At 72.0% G+C, this 14785-nt stretch carries 6 protein-coding genes; 1 reads left to right on the top strand and 5 read right to left on the bottom strand.

The window, feature by feature from the left end; all coding sequences use genetic code 11:
- Positions 1–473: 473 nt before the first annotated feature.
- From glgB to ABL57_RS08525, 3 genes are all read right to left on the bottom strand, one after another.
- Positions 474–4403: a 1,4-alpha-glucan branching protein GlgB gene (gene glgB, locus ABL57_RS08535; RefSeq protein ID WP_047803028.1), complete on the bottom strand. Its 3930-nt coding sequence runs from the start codon at positions 4401–4403 to the stop codon at positions 474–476.
- A gap of 53 nt (positions 4404–4456) precedes the next feature.
- Positions 4457–6226, bottom strand: a complete 1770-nt coding sequence (gene treS / locus ABL57_RS08530; protein WP_047803027.1) for a maltose alpha-D-glucosyltransferase — start codon at positions 6224–6226, stop codon at positions 4457–4459.
- Positions 6227–6333: 107 nt separating this feature from the next.
- Positions 6334–8772, bottom strand: coding sequence for an alpha-1,4-glucan--maltose-1-phosphate maltosyltransferase (locus ABL57_RS08525; protein WP_047803026.1), 2439 nt, complete (start codon positions 8770–8772; stop codon positions 6334–6336).
- Between the two features lie 144 nt (positions 8773–8916).
- Between ABL57_RS08525 and glgP the strand changes: the two genes are divergently transcribed.
- The gene (glgP, locus tag ABL57_RS08520; protein ID WP_047803025.1) at positions 8917–11514 is read left to right on the top strand and encodes an alpha-glucan family phosphorylase; all 2598 of its coding nucleotides are present in this window, start codon (positions 8917–8919) and stop codon (positions 11512–11514) included.
- Between the two features lie 87 nt (positions 11515–11601).
- On the opposite strand, the gene glgX is transcribed toward glgP, so the two are convergent.
- Both glgX and rlmB read right to left on the bottom strand, forming a co-directional pair.
- The gene (glgX, locus tag ABL57_RS08515; RefSeq protein ID WP_047803024.1) at positions 11602–13821 is read right to left on the bottom strand and encodes a glycogen debranching protein GlgX; all 2220 of its coding nucleotides are present in this window, start codon (positions 13819–13821) and stop codon (positions 11602–11604) included.
- Positions 13808–14782 (bottom strand): 23S rRNA (guanosine(2251)-2'-O)-methyltransferase RlmB, encoded by a 975-nt coding sequence (rlmB, locus tag ABL57_RS08510; RefSeq protein WP_047803023.1) that lies wholly within the window; start codon positions 14780–14782, stop codon positions 13808–13810. The genes glgX and rlmB overlap by 14 nt, the downstream gene beginning before the upstream one ends.
- Positions 14783–14785 lie beyond the last annotated feature (3 nt).

The following is a 14785-nucleotide window of genomic DNA, read 5'->3' as shown; positions in this document are numbered from 1 at the left end:
AACCATCAACCGATAAAACAATCGGTATCAACAAACATGGCACACTATTGAGTTCTCAAACAACAGACCGGTGAGCGTGTCCCACTGGACATCCGGCTCCCGGAGTGCTCTGCAACCTTAGCCCTCCCGGTCGGTCCGGTCAATCTCGGGTGAACACTTGGTGACCCGATCGTGACTGGAGCCGCCGTCCGGCGAAGCTCGCGAGCCGCCACCCTAGCACGTCCCCGGCACCTCGCGGCGCGCTGGCCGTCCGGTCCGGAACGATGTGGGTGGGGCGCCGTCCCGTGGTGCTCCCGGAGGAGTTCCTCGCCGCGACGACTTGGAAGAAGTTACCCGGTTCGCCGTTCCCGTGCAACCTGGCTGTTCCGTGCTCCGCAGCACCGGCTGGGAACGGGGAAGGGGCCCCGGTCCGAAGACCCGGGCCCCTTCCCCCCGTGCACCGGTCCCGTCCCATCGGGAGGACCGGCCCGGTCTCAGTGCTCGGCAGGCTTGAGGTACAGCACCGCCAGCGGCGGGACGGTCAGCACGGCGGACGCCGGGCTGCCGTTGTGGGCGCCCTCGGTGGCGCTCACCTTCCCGAGGTTGCCCACGCCGGAACCGCCGAAGTGCTCCGAGTCGGTGTTGAGCACCTCGGTCCAGTCGCCGGCCCACGGCAGACCCAGCCGGAAGTTCTCGTGCGGGTTGCCGGCGAAGTTGGCGACGCACACCAGCGGGTTGCCCTGCTCGTCCCACCGGGTGAAGGACAGTGTGTTGCGCCCGGCGTCGGCGGCGTCGATCCACTCGAAGCCGGCGGGGTTGTTGTCCCGCTCGTACAGCGCCGGGGTGTCGCGGTAGATGGTGTTCAGGGTGCGCACGAGCTCCTGGACGCCCTTGTGCGGCGGGGTCTCGGAGAGCCACCAGTCGAGTCCGTGCTCCTGGGACCACTCGGACTCCTGGGCGTACTCGGTGCCCATGAAGATCAGCTGCTTGCCCGGGTGGGCCCACATGAAGGCCAGGTAGGCGCGGACGTTGGCCAGCTGCTGCCACCGGTCCCCGGGCATCTTGCGCAGCAGGGAGCCCTTGCCGTAGACGACCTCGTCGTGGGAGATCGGCAGCAGGAAGTTCTCCGAGAAGGCGTAGACGAGCGAGAACGTGAGCTTGTTGTGGTGGTAGTACCGGTTGACCGGGTCCTCGGCCATGTACTCGAGGGTGTCGTTCATCCATCCCATGTTCCACTTCAGCCCGAAGCCCAGTCCGTCGGCGTCGGTGGGCCGGGTCACCCCCGGGTACGAGGTCGACTCCTCGGCGATCATGACGATCCCCGGGGTGCGCTTGTACGCCGTGGCGTTGGCCTCCTTGAGGAACGCGATGGCCTCGAGGTTCTCCCGTCCGCCGTAGATGTTCGGCTCCCACTCGCCCTCGTTGCGCGAGTAGTCCAGGTAGAGCATGGAGGCGACGGCGTCCACGCGCAGCCCGTCGACGTGGAACTCGTCCAGCCAGTAGGAGGCGTTGGCCACCAGGAAGTTGCGGACCTCGTTGCGGCCGTAGTCGGGGATCAGGGTCCCCCAGTCCTTGTGCTCGCCGCGGCGGGGGTCGGCGTGCTCGTACAGGGGCTCGCCGTCGAACCGGGCCAGGGCCCACTCGTCCTTGGGGAAGTGCCCCGGGACCCAGTCCACGATCACGCCGATGCCGGCCTGGTGGAGCTGGTCCACGAGGTAGCGGAACTCGTCCGGGCTGCCGAAGCGGGAGGACGGCGCGTAGTAGGACGTCACCTGGTAGCCCCAGGACCCGCCGAACGGGTGCTCCGCCACGGGCATGAACTCCACGTGCGTGAAGCCCTGCCACGTGAGGTACTCCACGAGCTCCTTGGCGAGGTCCTTGTAGCCCAGCCCCATCCGCCACGAGCCGATGTGCAGCTCGTAGACGCTCATCGGGGCGTTGTGGGGGTCGGTGGCCGCACGGCGGGCCAGCCAGGCGTCGTCCTGGAACTCGTAGGTCGACTCGAAGACGCGCGACGCGGTGGAGGGCGGGACCTCGGTGCCGAAGGCCATGGGGTCGGCCTTCTCCCGCCAGCCGCCGTCCCGGCCGAGGATGCGGAACTTGTAGGTGGCGCCGGAGCCCAGCCCCGGCACGAAGATCTCCCACACGCCCGAGGAGCCGAGGGAGCGCATCGCGTGCTCGCTGCCGTCCCAGCCGTTGAAGTCGCCGATGACCCGCACGGCCTGGGCGTTGGGCGCCCACACGGCGAAGCTCACGCCGGTGATGTCCCCGAGGGCGGAGGGGTAGCGGCGCATGTGGGCGCCGAGGACGGTCCACAGCGTCTCGTGCCGCCCCTCCCCGATCAGGTGGAGGTCGAGCTCGCCCAGCGTGGGCGCGAAGCGGTACGGGTCGTCCATCCGCTGCGGCTCGAGGTCCCGGTAGGTCACGTCCACCCGGTAGTCGGGGATCCGGCCCGGCTCGTGGGCCGGGACCACACCCGTGAAGATGCCGCCCCACTCGTGCTCGAGCTCGAAGGTGCCGTCCTGCGTGACCACGGCGACCGCCGTGGCGAATCGGCGCAGGGTGCGCACCGTGACGCTGCCGTCCGGGCCCAGGTGGGCGCCCAGGACCCCGTGCGGGTTGTGGTGGCGGCCCTCGGAGACGGCGGCGAGCACGTGCTCCGGCACGGGGACGGGCCCTGCCGGGGCGACGTCGTGGCCGGTCGCCCGGACGGGGTCGGATCGGTCCTGCGGGGTGCTGGCGGTCACTTCGTCCTCGATTTCCGTTCCCGGTTCCGTCGCAGCGCGCCGCGCGGAACGGGACCTGTCGTCGTCTTGGCCGGTGCCGGATGCGGAGTCCGCGCCGGCGGGTTCAGGGTTCACGCTACGCGACGGCAGATCCTCCAGGAAACGGCGCACCGCTCCGGCCGGCACGCCCAGCCAGTCCGGCCGGTTGCGCTGCTCGTAGACGACCTCGTAGAGCGCCTTGTCCAGCCACAGCGCACGGAACAGCGGCGAGTCGCGGTCGACGACGTGCCCGGCGCCCTGCTCGTAGCCGGACAGGAAGGCCTCCGCGGTCCGGCGGCCCCACTCCTCGGTGTCCCCCGCCCCGGCGCGCGCCCCGAACGCGGCGGCGTAGTCGAAGGAGCGGAGCATCCCCACGACGTCGCGCAGGGCCACGTCCGGCCTGGTGCGCTCCTCGATCGGGCGCAGGGGCTCGCCCTCGAAGTCCAGGACCTTGAACTGGCCCTCCTCCGTCTGGAGCACCTGCCCCAGGTGGTAGTCCCCGTGGATGCGCTGCAGCGGGGGCAGGTCGGTCACGCCGTCGAGGGACCCCAGCAGCGCGTCGAGAGCGTCCGAGTGCTCGGTGAACAGGGACCCGGACTCCGCCCGGGCCCACCGGATGCGCCCGGCGAGGCCGTCCAGCAGGCGGGTGCGGGCCGCGTCGTCGGGGGTCTCCGTGCCGAAGGCGCGCGCCAGGTCCCGGTGCACGCGGGCGGTCGTGCGTCCCAGCTCGCGGGCCTCGTCGGTGAAGTCGGCGCCCTGCTCGGCCGCCTCGACGGCCCGGCCCCAGGCGTCGGCGGAGCCGGCGAGGAACTCGGTGGCCACCGCCAGCTGGCCCTCCGCGGCGGCCAGGCCGGTGCGCCAGCGGGCGTCGAGCCAGCCGAACGTGGCGGGGACCGCGGGGCAGCCGAGAGCGGTGAGTTCGTGGCCGACCTCCACGTCCGGGTTGGCGCCCTCGCCCACCACCCGGAAGAACTTCACGATGACGGCGTCGGCCTGCGCCCGGCCCGGCGGCGGGGTGATGATCACCGAGGAGTTCGACTGCTCGCTGGCGATCACGCGGACCTGCTCGCGGGACTCCACGGCGTAGGGCACGCGCAGCGCGTTCCCGTGCGCACCGGTCAGGGACAGCCCCAGCGGCCCGCCCCCGGCGGTCTCCTGCTGCTGCATGAGCGCGAGCGCGGGGCCCACGAAGGCGGGGTCCCCGACGCCGTCGTAGACCCAGGAGCCGGCCACCGCGCCGTCGGCCCCGGGCACGGGCAGACCGGTGCGGTCGGCCACCGCGCGCCCGGCCCGCGCGGCGCGGTCCTTGAGCTTGCGCGCCGCCCGCAGCGGACCGGGACCCTGTTCCGCGCCCGGCGCGGCCTCCGGCCCGGCACCGGTGTCCGCCGGGGCCGTCGGCTCCGCCACGAGGAACCGCTCCGCGCCCTCGAGGGGCGCCGCGCGCAGGGTCAGCGGCACCTGGAGCAGCTCGGTGCGGTCCCCCGCCGAGGCCTCCACGAGCAGCACCCGGGCCGTGCCGCCCGCCTGCTCCGGCAGGGCGAGCTGGGCGAGGACCCGCAGGTCGGCGCCCGCGCCGCCCTCCGCGAAGGGGAACCACCGCTGCTTCGGCAGCCAGCGCCGCAGGAGGTCGAGGAGCTCGTCGGGGTGCTGGTCGGTCATGGGATCGGGTCCTTCCGGGGCGGGCGAGGTGGTGGCCGGACGCGCGGTCGCGCTCAGGACGTCTTGGCGGGCGTGATGATCGGCAGGGCCGTGGTCTGCGGGTGCGTGCCGTCGTCGCGGCGGGCCGCGCGCAGCCGCAGCCAGAAGAAGTCCTGGCTGCCGAGGGTGATGCGGTACTCCCCGGCCTCGTCCACCTCCCCGAACAGGTCTCCGCCGAAGAGCTCGCGCAGCCCGCGGCCCGCGAACTGCGGCAGCCGGATGCGGGCGCACGCGGGGGTGTGGGCGAGGTTGAACAGGCACAGCACCGTCTCGCCGCGGCCGTCCTCGGTCTCCTCGTCCGGGAGCACCCGCAGGAACGCGAGCACGGAGTCGTGGTCGGTCTCCACGTTGACGTAGCTGCCCAGACCGAACGCCGGGTGCGCCTTCCGCACCGCCAGCATCTGGCGCATCCAGTGCAGCAGGGACGACGACGACGCCAGCTGTGCCTCCACGTTGACCTGGTTGTAGTGGTAGACCAGCGACTGGACCACGGGCAGGTACAGCTTGCCCGGGTCGGCCTTGGAGAAGCCGGCGTTGCGGTCCGGGGTCCACTGCATCGGGGTGCGGGAGGCGTCACGGTCGTCGAGCCAGATGTTGTCCCCCATCCCGATCTCGTCGCCGTAGTAGAGGAACGGGCTGCCCGGCAGGGACAGGAGCAGGGCGTGGATGAGCTCGATCTCCGCCCGGGAGTTGTCCAGCAGCGGCGCCAGCCGGCGGCGGATGCCCACGTTGGCGCGCATCCGGGAGTCCGGGGCGTACCAGCCCAGCATCGCCTGGCGCTCCTCGGTGGTGACCATCTCGAGCGTCAGCTCGTCGTGGTTGCGCAGGAACGTGCCCCACTGGGTCCCGCGCGGGATGTCGGGCGTCTCCTGCATGGTGTCCACGATCGGGGCGGCCTTCTGGTCCCGCAGCGCGTAGAAGATCCGCGGCATGATCGGGAAGTGGAAGCACATGTGGCACTCCGGGTCCTGCTCGGTGCCGAAGTACTCCACCACCTCGTGCGGCATCTGGTTCGCCTCCGCGATGACCACGCGCCCGGGGTACTCCTCGTCGATCATCCGGCGCAGCTGCACGAGGAAGTCGTGGGTGCCGGGGAGGTTCTCGCAGTTGGTCCCCTCCTCCTCGATCAGGTACGGGATCGCGTCGGCGCGGAAGCCGTCGATGCCCATGTCCAGCCAGAACTTCACCACGTCGTGGACGGCCTCCACCACGGCCGGGTTCTCGAAGTTGAGGTCGGGCTGGTGGGAGAAGAACCGGTGCCAGAAGAACTGGCGGCGGATCGGGTCGAACGTCCAGTTCGACTCCTCGGTGTCCACGAAGATGATCCGCGCGTCCTGGTACAGCTCGTCCGTGTCCGACCAGACGTAGAAGTCGCCGTAGGGACCGTCCGGGTCCTCGCGGGAGGCCTGGAACCAGGGGTGCTGGTCGCTGGTGTGGTTCAGCGGCAGGTCGATGATCACCCGCAGGCCACGGGCGTGCGCCTCCGCGACGAGCCGCTTGAAGTCGCTGATCGTGCCGAACTCGTCCAGGACCGAGTAGTAGTCCGAGATGTCGTAGCCGCCGTCGCGCAGCGGGGACTCGAAGAAGGGCGGCAGCCAGAGGCAGTCGATGCCCAGCCACTGCAGGTAGTCCAGCTTGTCGATCAGGCCGGAGAAGTCGCCGGAGCCGTCACCGTTGGCGTCGGAGAACGCCCGGACGAGGACCTCGTAGAACACCGCTTTGCGGAACCAGTCGGGGTCGTGGGAGATTCCGGGGGCGTTGAGCGAGAACGGCGAGATGCTCATGCGGGGGTGCCGCCTTTCGGGCAGGTGGGTCGGAGGCCTTCGGGTGGGAAGGGGGCCCTCCCGGGTGGCGATGCCCGGGAGGGCCCCGACGGGGTCCGGAAGGTCCCCTACTTGACGTTGCGCCGGATGTGCAGGACGTGCGCGGGGTCGTGGTGCGGATCGAGGCGCACGTAGTTGTGCGTGCCCCACTTCCAGGAGTGGCCGCTGAGCAGGTCGTCCACCCAGAAGCTGCCGTCCTCGTTGAAGTCGGCGTCGTCCAGGTTCAGGGACTCCAGGTCGAGCCAGACCGTGCCCTCGCGGGTCGCGTGCGGGTCCACGTTGACGACCACGATGATCGTGTCCTTGTAGGCGGAGCCGCCGTGCCGCACCGTCTTGGTCTTCGTGTACGCGACCAGGGCGTCGTCGGACGTGGACTGCACCGTCAGGTTCTGCAGGTCGCCCAGCGAGGCGTGCCGGCGGCGGATCTCGTTGAGCCGCGTGAGGTACGGGGCCAGGGACTCCCCGCGCTCCTCCGCCCCGGCGAAGTCCCGCGGGCGGAACTGGTACTTCTCGTTGTCCACGTACTCCTCGGCGCCCTGCCGGGCCACGTGCTCGAAGAGCTCGTAGCCGGCGTAGACGCCCCACAGCGGGGAGCCCGTGGCGGCCAGCACCGCGCGGATCCGGAACGCCGCGGGACCGCCGAACTGGAGGTACTCCGTGAGGATGTCCGGGGTGTTCACGAAGAAGTTCGGCCGGTACACCGCCGAGGTCTCGTGGCTGATCTCGTGCAGGTACTCCTCGATCTCCTTCTTCGTGTTGCGCCACGTGAAGTAGGAGTAGGACTGCTGGAAGCCCACCCGGGCGAGGCCCTGCATCATGGCGGGCCGGGTGAACGCCTCGGCCAGGAAGACCACCTCGGGGTGCTTGGCGTTGACGGTGCCGATCAGCCACTCCCAGAACCACAGGGGCTTGGTGTGCGGGTTGTCCACCCGGAAGATCTTCACGCCGTGGGAGATCCACAGCTCCACGATCCGCAACACCTCGAGGGACAGCCCCTCGGGGTCGTTGTCGAAGTTGATCGGGTAGATGTCCTGGTACTTCTTCGGCGGGTTCTCGGCGTAGGCGATCGAGCCGTCGGCCCGGGTCGTGAACCACTCCGGGTGCGCCGTGACCCAGGGATGGTCCGGGGACGCCTGCAGGGCGAGGTCCAGGGCGACCTCGAGGCCGTGGTCGGCGGCGCGGGCCACGAACCCGTCGAAGTCCTCGAACGTGCCTAGGTCCGGGTGGATGGCGTCGTGCCCGCCCTCGGGGGCGCCGATGGCCCACGGGGACCCGGGATCCTGGGGCCCGGCCACGAGCGTGTTGTTGGGGCCCTTGCGGTGTGCCGTGCCGATCGGGTGGATCGGGGGCAGGTAGACCACGTCGAAGCCCATCCCGGCCACGGCCTCGAGCCGCTCGGAGGCCGTCCGGAAGTTCCCGGAGGTCCACGTGCCGGTCTCGGGGTCGAGGGCGGCGCCCTCGGAGCGCGGGAAGAACTCGTACCAGGACCCGCGGCCGGCGGCGGTGCGCTCGACCTTCAGCGGATAGCGGCGGCTCTCGGTGACGAGATCGCGCAGCGGACGCTCGGCGACCACGGCCAGGACCTCCGCCGAGGTGCCGGCCTCGAGCCGGTGCTCGGCGGGCAGCTCCTGGTTGCCGAGCGTCCGGGAGGCGGAGCGGAACAGCTCGACGTCGGAGTCCGGGCGCCCGGGCTCCGCGGCGGCGCGGTCGAAGAGCACCACGCCCTCGGCCATCATCAGCTCGACGTCCTGGCCCACGCCCACCTTGATCTCGGCGGCGTGCCGCCAGGTCTCGTAGAGGTCGCCCCAGCCCTCGACGGCGAAGGTCCACGCGCCCTCGGAGGTCGGGGTCAGCCACGCCTCGTAGCGGTCGGTGCCGGCGGTGGTCAGGCGCATGGGCACCCGCTCGGTCTCGGTGCCCTGCGGGTCGTAGAGCACCGCGGTCACGCCGAGGGCGTCGTGGCCCTCCCGGAACACGGTGGCGCCCACCCGGATCGACTCGCCCGGCACGGCCTTGGCCGGGAAGCGCCCGTCCTCGACCACGGGGCTCACGCCGACGATCGGGATCCGGCCGTAGACCAGGTCCTCGCGGGAGAACGCCGACCCGGCGGCCTTCCGGCGCGTCGCCGGGGCCTTGCGCGTGGTCGTGGCCTTCTTCGTCGTCGACGTCCGGGCTGCCGGGGTCTTCGCGGTCGACGTCTTGGCAGTGGAGGTCTTCGGGGTCGAGGTCCTGCGGGCACGGGTGCCGGTCTCCGCGGCGGGGACCACGGAGATGCCCGGCTCGTCCTCGACGGAGGCGGCGTCCGCGGCCGGGGCCTGCTTGGCGGTCGAGGCCCTGCGGCGCGCCGGGGCCTTCTTCGCCGGCTGCTCGGCCGGGACTGCGGTCCCGTCGCCGGGCACGGCCGCCTCGGCGGCGGACGTCGTCGGGGAGTCGGGGGCGGACGTGCCGGCCGGGCTCGCGGCCGGGTCGGACGGGGACGGCGTGTTGGCTTGGCTCACCTGGAACACGTTAGCGACAAACCCCGCGATCGTTAAGCCCGCTGTCGACGCACGCGGCGCTGTTTGCGTCCCCGCGGGCGCGCCCGGCACGCCGGGGCGGCGACCGGGCGACGACACGGCCGGTTCCCGCCGGGTCACCGGTAGTCTGACCGCGTGAAGGCAATCCGTAGATTCACCGTGCGCACCGTGCTGCCGGAGTCCATCGCCCCGCTGAGCCGTCTTGCGAGGAACCTCCGCTGGTCCTGGCACCGGCCGACCGAACAGCTGTTCGCCGACCTCAATCCGCAGGCCTGGGAGACCGTGCACGGCGACCCGGTCAAGCTGCTGGGCTCCCTCACCCGGGAGGAGATCCAGCAGATCGCCGAGGACGCCGCCACCGTGCGGCGGATCGAGGAGCTCGACGCCGACCTGGAGTGCTACCTCACCGACGAGCTGTGGTACCAGAAGACCCAGACCGAGGACGCCCCCCGCGCCATCGCCTACTTCTCGGCCGAGTACGGCGTGACCTCCGTGCTGCCCCAGTACTCGGGCGGGCTGGGCATCCTCGCCGGGGACCACCTCAAGAGCGCCTCGGACCTCGGTGTGCCGGTCGTGGGCGTGGGCCTGTTCTACCAGCACGGGTACTTCAAGCAGTCGCTCTCCCGCGACGCCTGGCAGCAGGAGTCCTACCCGGTGCTCGACCCGGACGGGATGCCCCTGGCCGTGCTGCGGGAGGAGGACGGGACTCCCGCGCGGATCACTCTGCCGCTGCCCAACGGGCGCTCGCTGTCCGCGCAGATCTGGCGCGCCGACGTGGGGCGCGTGCCGCTGCTCCTGCTCGACTCCGACATCCCGGACAACGACGACCACGCCCGCAGCGTCACCGACCGCCTCTACGGCGGCGGCGGCGACCACCGCCTGCAGCAGGAGCTGCTGCTCGGGATGGGCGGGATCCGCGCCCTGCGCACGTTCTCCCGGCTGACGGGGGCGCCGGCCCCGGAGGTCTTCCACTGCAACGAGGGCCACGCCGGGTTCCTGGGCATCGAACGGATCGCGGAGCTCATGGAGCCCTCCGACGGAAGTGAACCGCTGACCTGGGACGAAGCCCTCGCCTCGGTGCGCTCGGCCACCGTGTTCACGACCCACACCCCCGTGCCCGCGGGCATCGACCGGTTCGAGCGGGCGCAGATCGAGCACTTCTTCAACGCCGGTCTCGCCCCGGCCGTCCCCACGGCCAACGTCCTGTCCCTCGGCACGGAGGACTACGACGACGGCGACCCGTCCAAGTTCAACATGGCCGTGATGGGCCTGCGCCTGGCCCAGCGGGCCAACGGTGTGGCCAAGCTGCACGGCGTGGTCTCCCGCGGCATGTTCCGGGGGCTGTGGCCGGGCTTCGACGAGGACGAGGTGCCGATCGGCTCCATCACCAACGGCGTGCACGTCATGACCTGGATCGACCCCCGCATGGCGGAGCTCGCCCTGGACCCGATGGGCTCCGACCTCGACCGGACCGCACGGTGGCGGCGGATCTACGGGGTGGACGACGCCGAGCTGTGGGCGGTGCGCCGGGAGCTGCGCACCCGTCTGGTGGCGGACGTCCGGGCCCGGCTGCGGGCCTCCTGGAAGAAGCGCGGTCTCGCGGACGCCGAGCTCGGCTGGACCGACTCGGTCCTCGACCCCGGGGTGCTGACGATCGGCTTCGCCCGCCGGGTGCCCACCTACAAGCGGCTCACGCTCATGCTGCGGGACCCGCAGCGGCTCAAGAAGATCCTGCTGGACCCGGAGCGCCCGGTGCAGCTCGTGGTCGCGGGGAAGTCCCACCCTGCCGACGAGCAGGGCAAGCGGCTGATCCAGGACCTCGTGCGCTTCACGGACGACCCGGAGGTGCGCCACCGGATCGTCTTCCTGCCCAACTACGACATCGCGATGGCCCGGACCCTGTTCCCCGGCTGCGACGTGTGGCTGAACAACCCGCTGCGACCGCTGGAGGCCTGCGGCACCTCGGGGATGAAGGCCGCCCTCAACGGCGGGCTGAACCTGTCGGTGCTCGACGGCTGGTGGGACGAGATGTACGACGGCCAGAACGGCTGGGCCATCCCCACCGCGGACGAGGACGCCCACCCGGACGAGCGCGACGACATCGAGGCGGCCGCCCTCTACGAGCTCATCGAGAACCACGTGGCGCCCCGCTTCTACGGCGAGACCGACGACGCCTCCGAGCCGGGCACGGACGTGGTGCCGCACCAGTGGTTGGCCATGGTCCGGCACACCCTGGCCACGCTGGGCCCTCGCGTCTCGGCCAAGCGGATGCTCGAGGACTACGTGCGGGAGCTCTACGTCCCCGCCGCCGTGTCCGGGCGCCGGGCCGCCGAGGACGGGCACGCCGCCGCGCGCGCGAAGTCCCGGTGGATCGGGCGCGTGCGCCAGGCCTGGGGCCAGGTCTCGGTGGAGCACGTCGACACCGAGGGCGTGGCCCAGGACCCGCAGATCGGCGACGAGCTCTCCGTGTGCGCCTACGTCACCCTCGGCTCGCTGGCCCCGGAGGACGTCTGCGCGGAGATCGGCTACGGCCGCGTCTCGGAGACCGATCACATCCACGAGCGCAAGTACGCGACCCTGCGCCCCACCGGCGAGCTCGGGGGCGGGCGGCACAAGTTCTGCGGGACGATCACCGTGGACCGCTCCGGGCCCTTCGGCTACACCGTGCGGGTGCTGCCGGCCCACCCCCACCTCGCCGACAAGGCGGAGCTGGGGCTCGTGGCGAACGCCTGAGCCCGTCCAGGCCGGACCGGGGCCGGCACGAGCAGGGGCCGCACCCGTGCACGGGTGCGGCCCCTGCTCGTGCCGGGAGGACGCGCTTCAGAGGAGCCGGAACAGGGTGACCGAGTTGGCGGGCACGCCCTGGGGCCGCCCGGCGCGATAGCGGGCGCCGTAGCGGCCGTGCAGCACCGATGCGGTGCTGTGCACGAGGGCGTAGACGCCGTCCGAGGCCCGCAGCGGGTGCTCCTCCTCGTCGGGGAGCAGCAGCTGCGTGACGTCCGGGAACGTGATCGCCATGTCGGCGCTCGCGCCGTTGACCACCATCAGCCCCGAGACGCGCCCGCCGCAGGAGCCGATCAGCACCTGGATGGTGCGGGCGCCGGGGGCCTGCCAGTCGGTGGCGGTCATGGGCGTCCCGTCCGGGCCGAACCAGTGCATCATCACCTCGTCCGGCCGGGTCGGGAAGTGGGACGGCTGCCCGGCGAGGAACTCCCCGCGCACGGCGACGAGGGAGCGGGTCGCGGCCAGCATCGCCCGGTCCGCCGGGGTGTGGTGCCAGTCCACCCAGGAGAGCTCGTTGTCCTGGCAGTAGGCGTTGTTGTTCCCGCGCTGGCTGCGGCCGAACTCGTCCCCGGCGGTGATCATCGGCACGCCCTGGGAGAAGAGCAGGGTGGCCATGACGTTGCGCGCGGTCTGGGCGCGGTCGGCCCGGATCCGCACGTCCCGGGCCGGGCCCTCGACCCCGTGGTTCCAGGAGTGGTTGTCGTTGGTGCCGTCCCGGTTCTTCTCGAGGTTGGCCTGGTTGTGCTTGTTGTCGTAGGACACGAGGTCGGCCAGGGTGAAGCCGTCGTGGGCGGTCACGAAGTTCACGGAGGCCAGGGCGCTGCGCCCGGAGGCGGCGAACAGGTCCGCGGAGCCGGTGAGCGCCCCGGCCAGGCGTGAGGCGTTGCCCCCGTCCCCGCCCAGGCTCATGCTGCGCGGGCCGGTGAGCCAGAAGTCGCGGACGGTGTCCCGGAAGCGGTCGTTCCAGTCCGCCCAGCCCTCGGGGAAGTGCCCGGTCTGCCATCCGCCCATGCCCACGTCCCACGGCTCGGCGATGAGCTTGGTGCCGAACAGCGCCGGGTCCGCGTTCACGGCGACGAGGAAGGGGTGGTTGCGGGTGAAGCGGTGGCGCTCGTCGCGGGCCAGCTCCGGGGCGAGGTCGAAGCGGAAGCCGTCCACGTGGCAGCGCTCCACCCAGTAGCGCAGGGAGTCCAGAGCCATCTGCACCACGCGGGGGTTGCCGAAGTTCACCGAGTTGCCGCACCCGGTGACGTCCACGTAGCGGCCGTCGTCGCCGTGCCGGTAGTAGGCCTCGTCGCCGAGGCCGCGCCAGCAGTAGGCCGGCTCGCCCTGCCCGGCCTCGGCCGTGTGGTTGTAGACCACGTCGAGGTAGACCTCGAGGCCGGCCCGGTGCAGGTCGCGGACCATCGCCTTGAACTCGTCGAGCACGCCCTGGGGGCCGCGGGCGCGGGCGGCCTCGGTGGCGTAGCCGGCGTGCGGGGCGAAGAAGCCCAGCGTGTTGTAGCCCCAGTAGTTGCTCAGCCCCAGGTTCGTGAGGTGGGGCTCGTCCAGGTGGGCGTGCACGGGCAGCAGCTCCACGGCCGTGACGCCCAGCGAGGTGAGGTAGTCGGTCATCACCGGGTGGGCCAGGCCGGCGTACGTGCCCCGCAGCTCTTCGGGGACGTCCGGGTGCAGGGCGGTGAGGCCCTTGACGTGCGCCTCGTAGACCACCGTGTCCCGCCACGCGGTGGCCGGCGGGCGGTCCTCGTCCCAGTCGAAGTCCTGCTGGGCGATCACGGAGACGTAGCGTCCGCCGTAGGCGTCCGGGCCGGGGTCCTCGACGTCGTCCGGCGCGGCCACGCGGCGCAGGCCCTTCCCGTAGGGGTCGAGCAGGATCTGCTGGTCGGAGGGGTCCGGGCCGCGGCGGCGGGCGGCCACCGGCGAGTCCGCGGGCACGAAGCCGTACTCCGTGCCGACGGGCAGCGCCGGGGCCTCGTCCCGGTGCCTCATGTACTCGAAGCCCGTCTCGGAGAGCCGCTGCTGCTCGGCCGGGGGGATCGTCCCGTGGTGCACCCCGCCGGTGCGTCCGGTCAGCCGGCGCCGCTGCCAGCGCCCGCCCGGCAGCCGGAAGACGATGTCGAGGTCCGGCACCCCGGGGGCGTAGACGGCCACGTTGGCGCTGCCGTCGCGCTCGTGCGAGGGGTGCACCCCCAGCGGGTAGGGGTGGGAGACGTAGGGCCGGCCGGTGTCCTGCCGCCGCGGCTCAGGAACCGGCACGGCGTCGTGACACCTCGTACAGGGTGATGCCCACGGCCATCGAGGCGTTGAGGGACTCCATGGCGGAGTCGATGGGGATGGAGACGACCTGGTCGCAGTTCTCGGTGACCAGCCGGGACAGGCCCTTGCCCTCGGCGCCGACCACGATCACGAGCGGTTCGGTGGCGAGCTCGAGCCCGGGCAGCTGGACGTCGCCGTCGCCGTCGAGCCCGACCACGAAGTAGCCCATGCCCTTGAGCTCCTCGAGCGCGCGGTTCAGGTTGGCCGCCTTCGCCACGGGCACCCGGGCGGCGGCGCCGGCGCTGGTCTTCCAGGCGGAGGCGGTGACGCCCACGGAGCGGCGCTCGGGGACGATGACCGCGTTGCCGGAGAAGGCCGACGCGCTGCGGATGATGGCCCCGAGGTTGCGCGGATCGGTGATGCCGTCGAGGGCGATCAGCAGCGGCGGGCGGCGGATGTGCCGCTTCTCCCACTGGGTCATGAGCCGGCGGGCGGTCTCCACGGCGTCCTCGTACTCGTAGGCGGGCACCTGCAGGGCCACGCCCTGGTGCACGGCGTCGCTGGTGAGCCGGTCGAGCTCGGACTTGGAGGCCTCGAGGATCGTGATCCCGCGCTCGGCGCAGATCTGCAGGATCTCCCGCACCCGGTCGTCCACGTCGATCTTGCTCGCCGCGTGCAGGGCCTTGGCGGGGATGTCCGCCCGCAGCGCCTCGAGCACCGAGTTCCGCCCGGTGACGAGGTCCTCCTGGACCTTGCCCCGGGTGCGGGAGGCAGCGCGGCCGCCCTGGGCCTGGCGGCGCTCGGCGGCCTTCTTCATCTTGTGCGCCTTGTGGTACGGGCGGTCCTCGGCCTTCGGCGTCGGTCCGCGCCCCTCGAGCGCCTTGCGGCCGTGGCCGCCGGTGCCCACGAGGGGGCCCTTCTTGTTCTTGCGGATCGCACCGGGGCGCTTGGGGGCTGGCATGGC

This window comes from Kocuria sp. SM24M-10 (genome assembly GCF_001027955.1).
GTDB classification, from domain to species: Bacteria; Actinomycetota; Actinomycetes; order Actinomycetales; family Micrococcaceae; genus Kocuria; species Kocuria oceani.
Note: the sequence above shows the minus strand (reverse complement) of the source record. Positions and strands in the feature narration are given on the sequence as shown.

Excerpts from the sequence above, each read along its gene's own strand:
- glgB (WP_047803028.1), bottom strand. The coding sequence starts at position 4,403 with ATGACCGACCAGCACCCCGACGAGCTCCTCGACCTCCTGCGGCGCTGG.
- treS (WP_047803027.1), bottom strand. The coding sequence starts at position 6,226 with ATGAGCATCTCGCCGTTCTCGCTCAACGCCCCCGGAATCTCCCACGAC.
- rlmB (WP_047803023.1), bottom strand. The coding sequence starts at position 14,782 with ATGCCAGCCCCCAAGCGCCCCGGTGCGATCCGCAAGAACAAGAAGGGC.